19 protein-coding genes are annotated in these 16,582 nt (G+C 36.1%); 17 read left to right on the forward strand and 2 right to left on the reverse strand.

Annotation, left to right across the window (positions count from 1 at the left end):
• The first annotated feature begins 10 nt into the window (after positions 1-10).
• From DWX61_RS17645 to DWX61_RS17650, 4 genes are all read left to right on the forward strand, one after another.
• Positions 11-2,395 (forward strand): ABC transporter permease, encoded by a 2,385-nt coding sequence (locus tag DWX61_RS17645; RefSeq protein ID WP_117942288.1) that lies wholly within the window; start codon positions 11-13, stop codon positions 2,393-2,395.
• A 367-nt stretch (positions 2,396-2,762) separates the two neighbouring features.
• A complete protein-coding gene (locus DWX61_RS19060; protein WP_171026670.1) occupies positions 2,763-2,903 on the forward strand; it encodes a hypothetical protein in 141 nt (46 codons plus the stop codon).
• Between the two features lie 57 nt (positions 2,904-2,960).
• Entirely contained in the window at positions 2,961-3,092 is a 132-nt protein-coding gene (locus DWX61_RS19440; protein WP_255647044.1) for a hypothetical protein, read from the forward strand.
• Between the two features lie 491 nt (positions 3,093-3,583).
• Positions 3,584-5,158 carry an IS1182 family transposase gene (locus DWX61_RS17650; RefSeq protein ID WP_117942289.1) on the forward strand — a complete coding sequence of 525 codons (1,575 nt, stop codon included), beginning with the start codon at positions 3,584-3,586 and terminating at the stop codon, positions 5,156-5,158.
• A gap of 135 nt (positions 5,159-5,293) precedes the next feature.
• Here DWX61_RS17650 and DWX61_RS17655 read toward each other — a convergent pair whose 3' ends face one another.
• Positions 5,294-5,968 (reverse strand): winged helix-turn-helix transcriptional regulator, encoded by a 675-nt coding sequence (locus DWX61_RS17655; protein WP_161209528.1) that lies wholly within the window; start codon positions 5,966-5,968, stop codon positions 5,294-5,296.
• 212 nt (positions 5,969-6,180) lie between these two features.
• Here DWX61_RS17655 and DWX61_RS17660 point away from each other — a divergent pair, with 212 nt between their 5' ends.
• From DWX61_RS17660 to DWX61_RS17720, 13 genes are all read left to right on the forward strand, one after another.
• A complete protein-coding gene (locus tag DWX61_RS17660) occupies positions 6,181-6,537 on the forward strand; it encodes a helix-turn-helix domain-containing protein (protein WP_118064334.1) in 357 nt (118 codons plus the stop codon).
• Between the two features lie 72 nt (positions 6,538-6,609).
• On the forward strand, positions 6,610-7,023 hold the full coding sequence (locus tag DWX61_RS17665; protein WP_117942292.1) for a hypothetical protein: 414 nt from the start codon (positions 6,610-6,612) through the stop codon (positions 7,021-7,023).
• A 220-nt stretch (positions 7,024-7,243) separates the two neighbouring features.
• Positions 7,244-8,017: a response regulator gene (locus DWX61_RS17670; RefSeq protein ID WP_118064336.1), complete on the forward strand. Its 774-nt coding sequence runs from the start codon at positions 7,244-7,246 to the stop codon at positions 8,015-8,017.
• 134 nt (positions 8,018-8,151) lie between these two features.
• On the forward strand, positions 8,152-9,342 hold the full coding sequence (gene metK, locus DWX61_RS17675) for a methionine adenosyltransferase (RefSeq protein ID WP_117942294.1): 1,191 nt from the start codon (positions 8,152-8,154) through the stop codon (positions 9,340-9,342).
• Between the two features lie 18 nt (positions 9,343-9,360).
• Complete coding sequence (locus DWX61_RS17680; RefSeq protein ID WP_117942295.1) at positions 9,361-10,380, forward strand: alpha/beta fold hydrolase; 1,020 nt, start codon at positions 9,361-9,363, stop codon at positions 10,378-10,380.
• Positions 10,381-10,435: 55 nt separating this feature from the next.
• On the forward strand, positions 10,436-10,837 hold the full coding sequence (locus DWX61_RS17685) for a winged helix-turn-helix domain-containing protein (protein ID WP_025579072.1): 402 nt from the start codon (positions 10,436-10,438) through the stop codon (positions 10,835-10,837).
• Between the two features lie 222 nt (positions 10,838-11,059).
• Positions 11,060-11,716, forward strand: a complete 657-nt coding sequence (locus DWX61_RS17690) for a recombinase family protein (RefSeq protein WP_118626615.1) — start codon at positions 11,060-11,062, stop codon at positions 11,714-11,716.
• A 48-nt stretch (positions 11,717-11,764) separates the two neighbouring features.
• A complete protein-coding gene (locus DWX61_RS17695) occupies positions 11,765-11,986 on the forward strand; it encodes a DUF5348 domain-containing protein (RefSeq protein ID WP_025579070.1) in 222 nt (73 codons plus the stop codon).
• 17 nt (positions 11,987-12,003) lie between these two features.
• The gene (locus DWX61_RS17700) at positions 12,004-12,297 is read left to right on the forward strand and encodes a hypothetical protein (protein ID WP_117942296.1); all 294 of its coding nucleotides are present in this window, start codon (positions 12,004-12,006) and stop codon (positions 12,295-12,297) included.
• Positions 12,287-12,982 (forward strand): hypothetical protein, encoded by a 696-nt coding sequence (locus DWX61_RS17705; RefSeq protein ID WP_025579067.1) that lies wholly within the window; start codon positions 12,287-12,289, stop codon positions 12,980-12,982. Before DWX61_RS17700 ends, DWX61_RS17705 begins: the two co-directional genes overlap by 11 nt.
• A gap of 244 nt (positions 12,983-13,226) precedes the next feature.
• Positions 13,227-13,997: a DUF6577 family protein gene (locus DWX61_RS17710; protein WP_025579065.1), complete on the forward strand. Its 771-nt coding sequence runs from the start codon at positions 13,227-13,229 to the stop codon at positions 13,995-13,997.
• A gap of 3 nt (positions 13,998-14,000) precedes the next feature.
• Complete coding sequence (locus DWX61_RS17715; protein ID WP_025579064.1) at positions 14,001-15,221, forward strand: nucleotidyl transferase AbiEii/AbiGii toxin family protein; 1,221 nt, start codon at positions 14,001-14,003, stop codon at positions 15,219-15,221.
• Position 15,222: 1 nt separating this feature from the next.
• Positions 15,223-15,855 carry a metallophosphoesterase gene (locus tag DWX61_RS17720; protein ID WP_015526826.1) on the forward strand — a complete coding sequence of 211 codons (633 nt, stop codon included), beginning with the start codon at positions 15,223-15,225 and terminating at the stop codon, positions 15,853-15,855.
• A 50-nt stretch (positions 15,856-15,905) separates the two neighbouring features.
• Here the strand turns inward: DWX61_RS17720 and DWX61_RS17725 are convergent, their stop codons facing one another.
• Positions 15,906-16,340, reverse strand: a complete 435-nt coding sequence (locus DWX61_RS17725) for a hypothetical protein (RefSeq protein WP_286188090.1) — start codon at positions 16,338-16,340, stop codon at positions 15,906-15,908.
• Positions 16,341-16,582: the final 242 nt, after the last annotated feature.

Raw genomic sequence — 16,582 nt, forward strand, 5'->3', positions numbered from 1 at the left:
GTGACAGGTTATGACAGGGCCTTTTAAGAATGATAGCAGCACCATAGTAAAGCGCATATCAAATCGAAGTATATCGGCGAATCGAAAAAGAAATATCTTTATTGTTTTGACGATTGCACTTGCAAGCGCATTGCTATCTGCTATTGTTCTCTATGGTTTTGGGGTTATGCAGGAAACGCAGAACCGCAACCAAAAAACAGCACAGATTATGTATCATGCGATTTCTGAACAACAGGGACAGGAACTATACAAGCAAGAAGAAATTGCGTGGGTTGGGGAATTTTTTAACGCATTTTCTGAACAGGTAAACCATTCAACCGTGAATTTTACTTATGCAAATGCGGATATGCTAACATCCCAAAGTATGCCCTATTCGGGAGATTTACCAGCTTCGGAGGATGAAATTGTAGTACAGGAATCCTTTTTGGATAGTTTGGGCTATTCAAATGAATTGGGACAGACAATTCAAATCCCCTTTTCTGACGGCACTACCCATGATTTCAAATTGACGGGAATCTTAGATGTGAAAACTGGCGATATTGGGCGCTATACAGCTATTATATCGAAAGAATTAATAAGACAACAGTATGGCGACGAGGGCATGATTGATTATTACATTGGGCTGAATGGTGCTCAAAATATGAGCGAGGAAGAAGCCGCCAACTATGCAAACACTCTGGCACAGCAATTAAAAATTTCCGATGATAATGTGATTGTCCGTTCTACTTATTTCAACTTAAAGGACGAAAATAGTGGAAGTGATATGCTGTTCTATTTCTTGATTGGTTTTATAACTTTCATTGGTTCCGGCATTGTGATCTATTCGATTTTTTATATTTCAGTAGCAAGCAGTATCCGTAACTATGGACAGCTTCGCACAATCGGAACAACAAAACGACAGATTAAAAAGATGGTTTACCGCGAGGGAAAATTACTTGCTGCCATTGCTATCCCGATTGGTCTGGTTATTGGAAATGTGATTGGGTACTTTCTGGTTCCTGCCGGTTGGTACTGGCTGACTACTTTATGTGTGACGGTGGGGGTTGGTCTTTTTGCATTTATTATTGTGATGATTGCTATTCATACTCCTGTAAAAAAAGCTGCGGCAGTATCTCCGCTGGAAGCATTGCGATATTCCAATTATCAGGGGAAAATGAAAGAAAGTTCCGTGCTGCACCGTAAAATAACGCCTGCTTCACTTGCTAAAATGAATCTGTCCAGACAAAAGGCAAAGTCTACTTTAACAATATTTTCTCTCTCACTCGGCGGAGTATTGGTTGTATTGATTTCGACAATGTTAGCTTCCTATGATGGCGTTGCAGAAGCACGAGGCAGGGCTTTCCCTGTCGGTGAATTTAACATCCAGCTCAACGCAAATCAATCGTGGGACACCGCCGATATTTCTTTGTCTGGATTACAGCAAAAGAATTTTCTAAATGCCGATTTTGTAAATGCAGTAGAATCTATTGACGGCGTTACGGGAATCAAACGCTGGTATTACACGGACGCAGAATATCGTGTAAATGGTAATTCTGGAAATTGGATTCAGGGCTTTTGTCGGGATGAGCAGCAGAATTTGGAGAAAGAACGAATTGCAGGCACGATTGATTATGATGAACTGGTGGCAGGCAATGGAATTGTCTTGCTTCAAGAGCGTGCCGATCTCTATGATATTGAGGCTGCATTGGGTGATACCGTCGAAGTGAACTATAAAACCGAATCTGGCCAAATTCGTACAAAAACCTATACAGTCATGGGCATTGTGAAAGAATATTCGTATTCCGGCTTTTCAAAATGCTTTACGCTTCCAGAGCAGCTTATGAATGAAGCGACCGGGATAGATTGTACAGGTACTATTTCCGTAATTACGGACACGGAAAAATTCGATATGGTTGAAGCTGCATTAAATCAACTGATAGACAGAAATAGCGATTTGGTTATGGAAACCATAAAAGAAAGTATCACTTATTATAGTGGACTTCAACAACTTTCTTTTGGGGTGTTGTTGATAGTGGCTGTTATTGTTGTGTGCTTTTCTTTAATCAACCTTGTCAATACGACAATCACCAATTTCCTGTCCCGGAGACAGGAAATTGGAATGTTACAAGCGATTGGTTTGAGTAAAAAGCAACTTATCAAAATGCTGTGTTATGAGGGGGTGATTTATTCAGTTTTTGCTACGCTTGTAACATTGGTTTTGGGAATTGGACTGGGTTTTCTGTCCGTACAGGTAGTTGTGAAAACGATGAATCCATACTTTTATTATTCATTTCCGTGGCTAATCGTATTGATATATTTGGCTATTCTATTGGTGGTGCAGTTTATCTTGATTTCTTACACAATTGGAAATTTGAAAAAGCAATCTCTTGTTGAGCAAATCAGGACGATGGAATGAGATAGGATCGGCGGGGCGGCGTGTGCTACCCCGCTTTTTTTCGCCATTTCTCAAAGAAATTTTTGAAATGTCTGAGCGTTGTGATAATTCAGTCTGTTTTTCTGTTGAAATTAAAGCCACCTCGGATATTTATTGGAATTTTAATATTCAGGATACATAATCTAAAAAACATTAATTGAACAGGTGGTAGTAGAAGAATAAGGGATATTGAAAGGCAATGTCCAATTAGTAAATAAAAAGTGCGATTTATACAAGAAATATGGAAATAAATATATAAGTGCGATACGATAGACAAACAAAGGATAGCAAAGAAATTTGCGTTCAATGTAGTTATTAATTATGTTTTGCCTAGAGAGGAGGCTTATTTATGACAGAAAACAATGTAAATAACTTGTCTGAAGAAGAAGTTAATGTTTACGGTGACATAGACTATGGATGCGGAAAAGTACAGTTAAAATGTGTTACTGATTGTCCGTTTTCAACGCCGTGGATGACTGAAGATCATTAAAAATTTTTACAGTCGCAGAGTTTGGAGTAAAATTAAATTTGTTAGGGAGGTATAACCATGGAAGAACGTAAAACAAAAGAACTTACAACTGAAGAAGTAAATGTATATATCAAGGATTGTGGTGATATTAAGGTTCATTGTATGAATGATTGTCCAATTAATTCACCATGGATTTCAGAAGAGTATTAATGTTGTAGGTGAGAATAGAAATCACCTTAAATACTACGGCAAGATAAAATATGGCATAACATAGTTAATAGTGAAGATAAGGAGACTATTCCGTGCATAGTCAATAGTCTCCTTAATTTTAGAAGAAAAGATGAAAAATAAGAAAGTGGTATCCAACTAGGAAAAATAATAAAATAAGCAAGATATGTGACGAAAATGATTAGGAACAAGTATTATATGTATAAAAGTACGAGAGGTGTTATGAATGGAAGAAAAAAGAACGAATCCAGCAGAACTGACTGTGGAGGAAATTAATGTGTATACTGTAGACTGTGGAAATACGAGATATAGATGCATGCATGACTGCATTATGACAATGGATTGTTTGCTTACTTGTGTACAGTAATGTCGAAATGTTAACAGGGGCTGTGAAATAACAGTCTCTACGGAAAAAGAGGACCTTTCGTTCAAAATGAACGAAAGGTCCTCTTTTATGTTAAAATTAACTTGCGATGAAAATTTCAACTATAAATTATAATAATCCAAAACAAGGATATTTACCACTGTTTCTTTCAGATTGTTTGGATATGCTGGATCCTGTTTTAACATTTGACAGATTGATGGGAGGAATCGATTTAAATAAGTATCTGACAGATATTCCGGAGTACACAACTGGACGGCTCAGATATAATCCGGTCAACATGTTAAAAACAGTACTTTTCGGATTTATGATCAGCAGCTACTGCTCCCTGAGAGAACTGGAAGATAACTGCAAAGTCAATATCAGATTCATGTATCTCATGGATCACCAGACTCCATCATACCGAACCTTTGGATATTTCATCAACGAAGTCCTTCAGGATAAGATTGAAAACATTTTTAACGATATCAATCAAGCGATCTTCAACGAGGAGCATGTGGATTTGCAACATATCTACATCGATGGTTCCAAGTTTGAAGCAAACGCCAACAAATATACCTGGGTTTGGAAGAAGGCTACCGAAAAGTTCCGTTACAAGCTTTATGAAAAAATCACTGGGGAGATTGAGGAAATCAACAAAGAAATCGCATGGAGTGGAGTACAGATTTCAACGAATTCTGAGTATGTACCAGATTATCTGAATGAAATCATTGATCAGCTAAAGCTTTTATGGGATCTAGATATCAGTACCTTTGTTTACGGAAGCGGAAAGAGAAAATCCAAAGAGCAGCGTCATTATGAACATTTGACTGGTTTCTGTCAGAAACTTCAGGAATATATAGAAAGAATTGACATTTGCGGTCCTGATCGTAACAGCTATTCTAAAACAGATAAATCAGCTACCTTTATGCGCATCAAAACGGATTACATGGGCAATGATCAGCTTCTGCCGGCATACAATGTACAGATTGGTGTAGCAGATGAATATATCGCAGTTGTTGACGTGAACCATTATCGTTCCGATATGGACTGTTTCATTCCTTTGATGAAGCACTTCAAACAAACGTATGGCTTCTATCCCAAGTATCCTGTGGCAGATGCTGGCTACGGATCATATAACAACTATATTTTTTGCGAACAGAACGGAATGGAAAAGTATATGAAGTTTCCAATGTTTAAAAAGGAAACCAAGGAACGAAAGTATCATGAAGATCCCTTTCGTGCAGTTAATTTTAGAATTGATGAACAAGGTGTCATGAGATGTCCTAACGATAAAGCATTTCATCTTTTATACAGAAGAAGTGTGAGGGGAAATCAATACGGACGCAAGGAAGAACTGTATGAATGTGAAGATTGCAGTGGATGTCCATATGCAGAGAAATGTAAGAAAACAGCTAAAAATCGAACTGTTCGGATCAATCAGGAACTCACTGCAATGCATCAGGAAGTAATCGAAAACTTAGAAAGTATTCATGGTGCGCTGTTACGAATGAACCGTTCGATACAAGCAGAAGGCACTTTCGGAATCATGAAAAATGACCGTTGGTACAAGAGAATTGTCCGAAGAGGTATTAATTCGGTTAAACTAGAAGTTTTACTTGTGGCAATAGGACATAATCTATACAAATATCAGAACAAAAAGATGAGAAATAGAACTGCCGCATAGATTCAAAAAGAGAATCTCTATGGGGTAGGGGGAGTGTGCCTTTTCAGCGTAGGATTCTAGCAATTTATACACAACAAAAGCAAAAAGAGGGATGCGAAAAAACTCAATCGAGTTTTTTCACATCCCCAATTTATTTTAAGATGGAAAAGTCCACATATATCCAATTCCATATATTGTCTTAATATAATGATGATTTTCGGTATCAATTCTATGCCGTATACGGCAGATCATACTATTCAGAGAAGTTTCTTCTACGTAATTTCCATTTCGATCCCATAGAGAATATAAAAGATATTGTCTGGTTAAAACGGTGTTTGGATTTAAAGAAAGCAGTTTGAGTAGTTTAAATTCCAATGGAGTAAAAGAAGTAGCAGTACCTTCAATCACTGCGGTCAAGGAGTCAAAATTTAAAGTTATGTGGCTGTCTTCATACTTTGTGGCTAGATGATAGTTGGTAAATAAGATATCCAATTTTTTCAGCAAAAGTGCTGGTGATGAAAGAGAAATATATAAATGGTCATCAGCACCGGATTCATACAAATCCAAAATAATTTGTTCTGGAATATTGGTAGGGCATAAAAACAGAACAATGATGTTTGGATAGCATTGTTTTGCAGTTTTACTTATGGTAAGACTGTAGTTATGTAAAAGTGTGAAATCCAAGAGCAAAGCATTATAAGAGTTAAATGGTATGCTGCCGATTTGTTTTGGTACGGTGGAAATAAAATCGGTATCATAATTTTGCTTTAAGATATTCTCCAGATTTTTCCCCAAGACGGACGGGTTGCCAATCAATAATAGTTTTTTCATAAGCATTTCTCCTCCCCTATAAGCACTAGTATATTTAAAAGAAAAGAAATTGTAATATTGTTTGTATAGATTGACTTTTTTTCGGTATAGATGTAAGGAAATGATGATAGTAATACTACGATATACCGCGATACATAGTAGTAATACTCTTAAAAGAAGTAAAACACAGGTGTATTTAAGTGTAAAATGAGTGTATCGGGAGGTGTACGCTTGTGAATCGAATATCTGAATTAAGAAAAAAATTAGGCCTGACTCAGACGAGATTAGGGGAAGAAATAGGAGTCAGTCAGCAGACAATTAGTAAGTATGAAAATGTAGACGAGAATATTTCTGGTGATATGTTGCTTGCATTATCCAAATTCTTTAAGGTCCCAGTTGATTATATATTGAGAAAAAATGAAGAGGAACAGCAGAGAGAGCAGGATAATAAAAGAGAAATTATGGAATTGTATAGGGATATGGATCAGTACAATAGAGATACTTGGATTATTATAGGAAAGCGTTTATTGGGCGGTCAGTTACACAAATACAATGAAGATAGTATCGTAGAAAAAAGGCTAAAGGAATAATTTAATAAGATTTCTGCAATAATTCGGATGTAAACTTAAAGTATAATGATAAATGATATGAGGAGATAGAGGATGGGAGAATTATTATACTTTAAGAATTGTGAGGAAAGAAAAAAAGCAGAGGAATTATTAAAGAAATGTTGGCCGGAAGTGTCTTTTGTAGTTATGCGATTAGATATGCAAAATATATTAGAAGAAGAAAGAATTCATTTCGGAAAATGGGATATTGAATTTGACAAGAAAAGGATGATTTATGATGGTGCAGAAATTGTAATTACTGATATGCAATGGGAGATTTTACAACTGTTGATGAGCGATTCAGAGTTGAGTTTTTCAATTAGAGAAATTGCATACGCCATGAATATTGAAGTGCATGAAGCTCAAAAATATGTAGAAGAATTGTTAAAAACGATACAAGAACAAACGGGTTCTGCAATTGTGCAAAAGAAAGAAGAAAGATACTCATTTGTGGAAATAACAGATTAAGTGATGGAGAAAAGGCAGTGGATGACACTGCTTTTTTTATGGGGAGAATGATGTATGCTAAAAATATATAAGATTAAAATAGGCAAAGAAAAAATCAAAATATACATTAGATATACCGTACTTGCTTAAAGTGGTTTATGATGAAATTGGTATGGTGCCTTAGATACAAATAAAATAGAGGTAACTTCTCATTGCTATTATTTTTTAATGGAGATAAGAAATGAAAAAGATATTGTTAATAGAGGACGATAGTAATTACATTTGGCATATAAAAAACTTTCTACAGCGAAAAGGATATCATGTATTAGTTGCATTTACAGTATCACAAGGAAAAGAGCTTATAGAAAAGGAACAAATACTCATTATAGGCTCGGATTTGAAATTGTCAGATGGGAGTGGAATGGAGCTGCTAGAATACTTGAGGGAGAAAACATACAAAATTCCATTCCTTTTCTTTACATGCTATGACAAAAAATATTATGAGAAAGAAGCATTGGAAAAGGGAGCTAAGATATGTATGAATAAATTACAATTCGATTTAGTGAAGGAAACATTATTGGAATATGCTTATAAAGAATCCAATGGAGAGGGAGCTACTTTTCATAAGATACTTCTTGTAAAAAAGAATTCGGAAATCACGTCTATTATACAAACAGAGCTTCTTAAAAAAGGGATATATATGATTATGGTAGAAACTATATGGGAAGCAGAGGATAAACTATTAGAATATCAAGATATTGAATTGATTCTGTGTGATTTGTTTTTACAAGATGGAATTGCTATGGATTTTTTTCATTCTATGAAAAAGCTTGCTGGAATATATCAAAACACGAAGGAGCCAATATTCAGAGAGTTGCCGTTTTTTATATTCACTGATAATAAAGATTTATCTTTAGAATATCAATATCGCCATGAAGGTGTAAGCGATTATATAACCAGTCCTGTTAATATTCCAGAATTAATCAGACGGATATGTTATTTCGTAGAAGAATAGAAAAGTTATTTGATTTGAAGGCAAAACCAACCGGACAGAAAAAAGTACAATGTAGACAAAAAATATAGTAATCATAGTAAAGATATTTTATGTTATTGACAAATATGAAATATTGATACAAAGGAGAATTTACTATGGAGAAAAGATTATTTACCTCAGAATCAGTAACAGAAGGGCATCCGGACAAAATGTGTGATGCCATATCAGACGCCATATTGGATGCTCTTATGGAGAAGGATCCGATGAGCAGAGTGGCCTGTGAGACTGCAATTACAACGGGTATGGTATTAGTGATGGGAGAAATCACGACCAATGCGTATATAGATATGCAGCAGGTGGTAAGAGAAACAATCAAAGAAATTGGTTATGACAATGGAGATTATGGATTTGATGCACATACCTGTGCTGTTTTAACGGCAATTGATGAGCAGTCAGCAGATATTGCTTTGGGCGTGAATAAGGCATTGGAAGCAAAAGAACACAAAATGTCAGAAGAAGAGCTTGATGCAATTGGTGCTGGGGATCAGGGTATGATGTTTGGTTACGCATGTGACGAAACGAATGAATTTATGCCATATCCAATTTCACTGGCACACAAATTGACTCGGCAGCTTACTCAGGTCCGTAAAGATGGTTTGTTGAATTATTTAAGACCGGACGGTAAGAGTCAGGTTACTGTAGAATATGATGAAGCAGGTATTCCGCACCGGCTGGATGCAGTGGTTCTGTCAACACAGCATGATCCAGATGTGACACAGGAGCAGATCCACGCTGATATAAAAAAATATGTATTGGAACCGATTATTCCAACAGAACTGGTAGATGAGAATACAAAATTTTTCATCAATCCAACAGGGCGTTTTGTCATAGGCGGTCCTCACGGCGATAGTGGTGTAACAGGACGCAAGATTATTGTAGATACCTATGGTGGTATGGCACGGCATGGCGGCGGAGCTTTTTCTGGAAAAGACTGTACGAAAGTAGATCGTTCTGCATCTTATGCTGCTCGTTATGTTGCGAAGAATATTGTGGCTGCAGGTCTGGCAAATAAATGTGAAATTCAGTTGTCTTACGCAATTGGGGTGGCTCATCCGACCTCTATTATGGTAGACACCTTTGGAAGTGGGAAAATTTCAGATGAGAGTCTGGTAGAGATGATAAGAAGAGAATTCGATCTGCGACCAGCAGGAATCATTCAGATGTTGGATCTCCGCCGTCCGATCTATAAACAGACGGCAGCCTATGGACATTTTGGAAGAAACGATCTCAACCTTCCATGGGAAAGATTAGATAAGGTAGAAGAACTGAAAAAATATTTGAAATAATTTATTAGGAGGAAACGTATGGGAAGATACAAAAAGCGAATCTCAAGAATTGTGACGATTGCGATGCTGTTTACATTTCTGGTAGGAAATTCTAATATGGTATATGCTATGGGAGCAACACAAGTTGGATATGCGAGTAAATATATCACAGTGAAAGGGAATAATATGCATCTTGCTTTGTATGGAAAATTGGATGCAAGTGGAGAAACATTTGCAGATGAAGGAAAAACCACATTGGTGATGATGCCGGCTCTGGGAGTTCCATCACCGCATATCTACTTCAAACCTCTGGCACAATCTTTAGATGAGAGTTTTAACATAGTGATTGTAGAGCCGTTTGGATATGGGCTTAGTGATGTTGCAGCAATGGATCGAACTGTAGATAATATCAATAGTGAATTGAATGCTGCACTGGACACCATGGGAATTAAGCAGTGTGTATTGCTGGTACATTCGATTTCTGGAGTATATGGACTCAACTTTGTACAGAATTATCCCGAAAAAGTAAAAGGTTTCATTGCTGTTGATAATACGGTATATGATGAAGAACTGGCAGAGGCTATGGAAATGGAAAAGAAATATATGCTGCAGGGAATTGATGAATTTCAGAAAATCAAGAATTCTTTTTCTTCTTTGGAAGAATTCCAGATGGCACTGAAAACAGATCCAGATAAATATGGGGCAGCATTACCACAGGTTTCCGGGTACACTTATACGGAGAGTGATAGGGAGGAATACATTCAGGCATATTCTTTAAGCAGCAACGATACGATTAGAAATGAAGTGAACGGGATGGATCAATCATTACTCTCTATAAAGAATAAAAAATTCCCATCGGCACTTCCTGTATTAACCATGATTTCTTCAGAGAATGTACAAAATGTTCCGGCATGGGAGACTGCTCATAGAAATCAATTGGATTTAGAATCTGGTAATCACCAGTTATATATTGTAAATGGAGGACATTATATCTGGTATACCAATTTAACGCAGGTTGTACAGCTTATCGATGAATGGAGAATAGAGAATCATTTTTAAAAGGAATCTGTGTGATGAGATTTCTAAATAAGAGAAAACAGAAGGGAAGTGTAGCTTGGGGAAAGTAACTATTTCAACTGTATTGGGATACAAAGAATATGTAGTGGAAAATATAAAAAACATCCGGGGAGAGGATGAAGAAAATTCCGATTTTAGGATTTATCCGGATTATCATAAGATTTATAGAGGACAGACGGAGATCGTCTTAACGAAAGCAGAGTATGAATTGTTTATGCTTTTGTCAGGGAGACCAGGTGTGATATTTACCAAAGAAAAAATTTTTGAGATTCTTTATAACGAGGAATTGCCGGAAAGCATTGATAATATTGTGTACTGTCTGGTATCCAGTATGAGAAAGAAAATTGAACCGGAGCTAAAGCAGTGCCGCTATATTAAAACAGTGAGAGGTGTAGGATATAAGTTTGAAGGAAAAAAGATGGACATCTTTCCAGAATAGTTGATCTGAAGACAGAGGAAATTTTTTAAAACCTCTGTCTTTTTTTGTTGCTTTTTTATGCCATCTTGCGTACAGAAGTAGTGAAAGTCACCTACCAAAAAGTATGCTTTTTGATGGGAGATGTAATAGGCTATTTTTTTATTTCCAAAAAGTATATAAGAAAGTTTTGAGATATGCCAAAATATTTTAAGACTTTTTGGGAATGTATAAAGGGGGATACGTATGGCATATTATGGGTATCACAGAATCAGTACTAAGGAACAACACTTGGACCGAGGTATTATAGAAATAAAGAGGTTCTGTGAAAATCAGAAAATTAAACTGGAAAGTATTTTTACAGATAAGATAACCGGTAAAAATTTTGACAGACCACGTTATACCGTTCTTGTGGAAGATGTTTTACGGGTAGGGGATACCCTGATTATTACAGAGCTGGACAGACTTGGCAGGAACAAGCAGGAGATTTTAAAGCAGCTACGTTTTTTAGAAGAAAAAGGGGTTCGGATAATGGTATTGGAACTTCCTACCACGTTGTTTGACCTGTCTCAGATGGAAAATAATCTGGCAAAGATGATGATAGAAACAATCAATAATATGATGATTGAACTCTATGCATCCATGGCACAGGCAGAGATGGAGAAAAAGGAGAAGCGACAAAAGGAAGGTATGGAGGCAAAAAGGCTTCGGGGTGAATGGGATGAAGTAGGAAGACCACGGGCTATAGAACAGGAAAAGTTTAACCAGGAATTTATGAGGGTGGTACAAAAGAAGGTAACACCGACACAACTGCAGCGGGAGTTGGGGTTAACTTCTTCTACCTATTATCGGTATCGGAAAAACTTTTATGAAATTTTTCCGGAATTTCTTCAATCTGTATAGAGATGAGGTAATTACTAAGTAAAAGAAAAATTTAAGGAGGCAGATGTTATGAGTGAACACAGAGAAGGAACATTGTTTTATGATACTGAAACAGGGAGGTATGATATACGTTTTGATTTGGAATCTTTTTATGGAGGACTACATTGCGGGGAATGTTTCGATGTAAAGGTGAAAGATATTTGGATTCCGGTCCGAATTGAAATGGGAGATGACTGGTATCTGGTTGGACTGAACGTGTCGAGATTAGATGGACTGAGAGTACGTATGTAAATAGGAGGATAAGCCTGATGAGGGGAAGCACAATGAGAGAAAGTGTTACGGATGTTCGCATTATACTGGAATGCTTACAGGAAGCATATCAAATGGAAGGAGATATGGTACGGTCCGGGAAAAATATTCATGCGACTATGATATATCCATTTGTCCGTATGCTGCAGGAAAAGTGTAGGGATTTAACAGAGGAACAGATACATAAGACACTTTGGAAAGAATATGAGATTTCAGGGGCAGACAGGATGTTTGTGGAGAGGGCTTCAAAGATTTTAGAGCAATACGAAGGAGAATCTGAAGATGAGAAATAGTACAATGGAATATAAAGTAAATCAAGCCTATGAAGAACTAAAGCGTTTAATACAGTGGCATCCAGATAGCGAAGGAAAGTTTTTACAGAAAATGGTATGCTTCTTGTTACCTGAACAAAGAAAATATTGGACAGAGGCTATCCGTGATTTGAGGCAATCTTTAGAAACTGAACATGGAATGATATTTATTGAAAAATACAGAGAAAAATTGGAATGGTTGGATGATGTTTCGCTGTTGGAACTGGAAAGAAAGATAGGAGCAATTTATTTTGTTGATCATTATAAAATGATAGCAGACGAATTTCTATATAAAAAGGATTTTGAAACTGCCTTATTTTTGCGAATTGCAATGGAAACAGGGATAAGAAGTATAGACATTCCGTATATAGAATGGTCCTGCATATATGGAAAGGCTATTTATTTAGAAGAAAGTAAAGGCGGAGATTTGTATAAAAGAGTTAATGGAACGTTTCCTAAGATTTCAACTCAGTCGTTACGGATTATAAAGTTATTGCACAGGAAGCAAGGGAAAATATTTACAAAATCAAACGAGTACTATGTTCGCAAAATTTCTTGTGCTTGGGGAATGCCTGGGTTTCGTATCCATAGTTTTCAGGATTATAGGAGAAAGATAGAAATGGGAATTACAGTAGGTGTACAAGTTCCAAGGATCATTCCATTATAAAGAATAGGATAGATTGGAAAACGTTATAGGATGCTATATGAGCTGCTGTTGCAGTTCTAGTGAGTTTCAATAAAAATACGCAAATATAGTATTTGCGTATTTTTTATTGAAATTACAAATATATTTGCAAATAGATTGAATTATGAATAAAAACAATAAAACAAACGCAAATATAAACTTTGCGTTTGTTTTATTGAATTTATAGGTGCTATGTGATATACTACGAAAAGAAAGTAGGTGTAGTATGAATAGCAAAACAGCATTAGAAAAAAAATACGAGATAATCAAACAAAATCTTGGGAATCAAACTACCTTTTATACAGATGAAGTAATTCCCCTTTTCCCGGAGTTAAAAAAGTCTACTTTATATTGGAATCTTTCTAAATTAGTAGAGGCGGGTTACATTAAGAGAGTGCGAAACGGTGTATTTTCCTTCAATGATTTGAAAGGCAGACAGGGAATTATTTTATGTGAAACAGCCCAAAAATTGAAAAATTACATGGATGAGCTGGGATTTTATTATTATATATCCGGTTTGGATATTTTGGCAAAATATATGTTACACATACCAGAACAATATCCTGTCATTGCATTTATTGAAAAAGCAGCAAAAGAGGAAATATATAACAATTTATTAGCAGAAGGATTTGAGGTGATAGAACCACAATACACGAAAAAAATGTATGAAGATGCTATGCTTTCAGGTAGCCATAATATGCAGGTGATTTTATACACAACGGAGGATTTTCAGTACAGTAGTGAAGGTCTGGCAAGTATAGAGAAGGCTTTTGTAGATCTTTATTTTGCAATAACGAGAAATGGATATCCACTATCATTGCAAGAATTGGTAAGAATTTATCAGAATCTCAGCAGATTGGGAAATATAGATAAAAAGAAGCTGATAACAGTAGCATCAAGAAGGAATATACAATATGATATTCGCTTTATCGTTGAAAATCGGTTTATTACAGATTCGGCAATAGAGTTTGGAAAAATACTTAGAAGGGAAGAATAAAATTTGGATTACAAAAAGTTATTTCATAAAGAGGAAGCATTTCAGAGAGAAACCTTTCAGAAGAGAATGGAAGAATTTGGGTTTAAAAATATGGCAAGAATGGAACTGTTTTTATGGGATCTTGAATTATTCTTGCATATTCAGAAAATACTAGGAGATAAAATAATATTGAAAGGTGGTGCAGCCACGCAGTTTTATCTGCCAAGGGATGCTCAAAGAACAAGTGTAGACATTGATATGTTATTTTTTGGAACAGAAGAGGAAATAAAGGAAACATTGAGGAAAATCGAAGAATATTTGGGGACAGAAGACGAATTGTTTTACTTTCATAAACATAGCCCTAAGAATCCGAAAACAAATCTTCCATTACATACATATTACATGAAAGTTCCTTCTGTACTATCCAATGCAGAACGTAATATGGATAGAGAGAGTATTCCCTATCAGGAATTAAAAATAGAATTTATTCTCCAGCCAGAAAAATGGGAATATGAAAGAAGAACGGGAGAAAACATATTTGCAGTAAACAGTTCATGGAACTATCAGATCCTTCCATTGAATTATTTATTTGCGGATAAGCTCACCACATTAGGTTGTAATACGATTGGCGTACAAAATGAAAGGCTGGATGAACAGGTGAAGCAGTTCTATGATATTATGATGTTGTCCAGAAACTGTATATCCGAGATGCAATGCTCTGTTGTGAAAGAAAAGTATTTAAAACGGGCAGAACAAGAATGGAATACAAGGAAGATTACACTGGGGAGCACGCTGGAGAGAAGAGATTATGAACCTAAATATATCGTAGAAGATGTTGAGAAACAGCTTTTGCGTTATCAACAAGCCGATAGCGGTGAAGATGCAGAATTGAAAAAGTTTATTAATGATTTTCATTCGTTATATTTAAACAGGAAAGTGCAGTATGATCCCAAAACGGTTGCCTGCGGAGCATCACTGGTTCGCTTGATGTATGAACTGATGATTTCAGGCATGGGTTGGGATAAAGTAAAACAGGCATTAGAGATTGAAAAAAAATTAGGTATGGAGCATTTATCGGGACCAGAAAAAGGACAAAAAATTCGTGAACTCAGAAATCAGTTTATTCAGGAATTTGGTAAAGATTCGGTAATCCCGGCATCAACTTTGAAAGGGAAAGATTTAAAAAGAGTGTTCTGGGCAATTGTAAATATTGATAATTTAAACAAGATTGAGGGAATGATATAAAATGAGATATTATATTGCAGATTTACATTTCTTTCATGAAAATTTGAATACAAAAATGGATAAACGTGGATTTGCAAATGTAAATGCAATGAATGATTATATGCTGAAACAGTGGAATAGTAAAGTGCGTAATAGGGATGAAGTTGTTATCTTAGGGGATTTATCATGGGGGAAATCTGAAGAAACAAACCAGTTGCTTCAGAAATTGAACGGACGTCTATATCTGATACAGGGAAACCATGACCACTATGTCAAGGATCCAAACTTCGACAGTTCACGCTTTGAGTGGATTAAAATGTATGAGGAACTTAGCGATAATAAGAGAAAAGTGATACTTTGTCATTATCCTATTATGTGTTATAACGGACAGTATAAATTGAATGCAGAAGGAAACCCAAAAACCTATATGTTGTATGGACATGTACACGATACGCAGGATCAGAGATTGCTGGAAAGATTTCAAGGAATCACATCTGAAACAACATTTCTGAATACACAGGGGGAAACACAGCATATTCCATGTAATATGATTAACTGTTTTTGTATGTATTCAAATTATCAGCCGCTTACTTTGGATGAATGGATTGCGTGTGATAAGAACAGGAAACAAAAGAGCTGCCAGAATGTAAAGTGATATGAAAAAGAGCCGTCCAAAACTGGTCGGCTCAAAGTATTTATAGTTGTTTATGATTTCTTAGGAATGTCAACAGTTCCTAGTGTTTCAATTAAGGATAGGATTGCATCTGAATTTTGCTGAAATTGCGTTTGAAAATCTTCTGTAATATCATAGTTCAGATACAGAGTTATCAAAGTAGCATTCCATATTGAAATCATGGTCTTTTCTGATATGTGTTCTTCCAGAAATTGTAGATGTTTGCAGAGTGTTGCCTGTGTTCTTGTCCATGTAAAGAAATAGTCATCTTTTAGTGGAATGTTAAAACTACGAAACCATTCTCGGACGGTATGTGTTTCGATTCCGTCTCCGCACTCAGGATTATTAAAGATATATCCAACAGACAGTTCTTCTGGATTTTTCGGAAAACTATCATCCGCAGAAAGGGTAAGATACCGACCAATCGGAAACATGGCACAGACAGTCGGTTTTACATCATGAACCAAACATTTCTGATCCTTTAATAAAGGGCAGCGTTTGACACTTCCTTGTGGTCTCAGGCGGACTATCGGGAAACGGGAGTTACATCCAATATAAGTTTCACAATATTGTTCCAAGGCTTCCGCTGGTGTAATTTGAAATTTTTTTGCTATGTTAAACAGATCTTTCGGGGATAAGAGAATATCCTCCGAGACCGTTTCAAGTTTTGTGTAAACTCAAAAAACTGATATAAGATATGTCATTAGTT

It is taken from the genome of Ruminococcus sp. AF20-12LB (assembly GCF_003478985.1).
Taxonomy (GTDB): Bacteria; Bacillota; Clostridia; order Lachnospirales; family Lachnospiraceae; genus Blautia_A.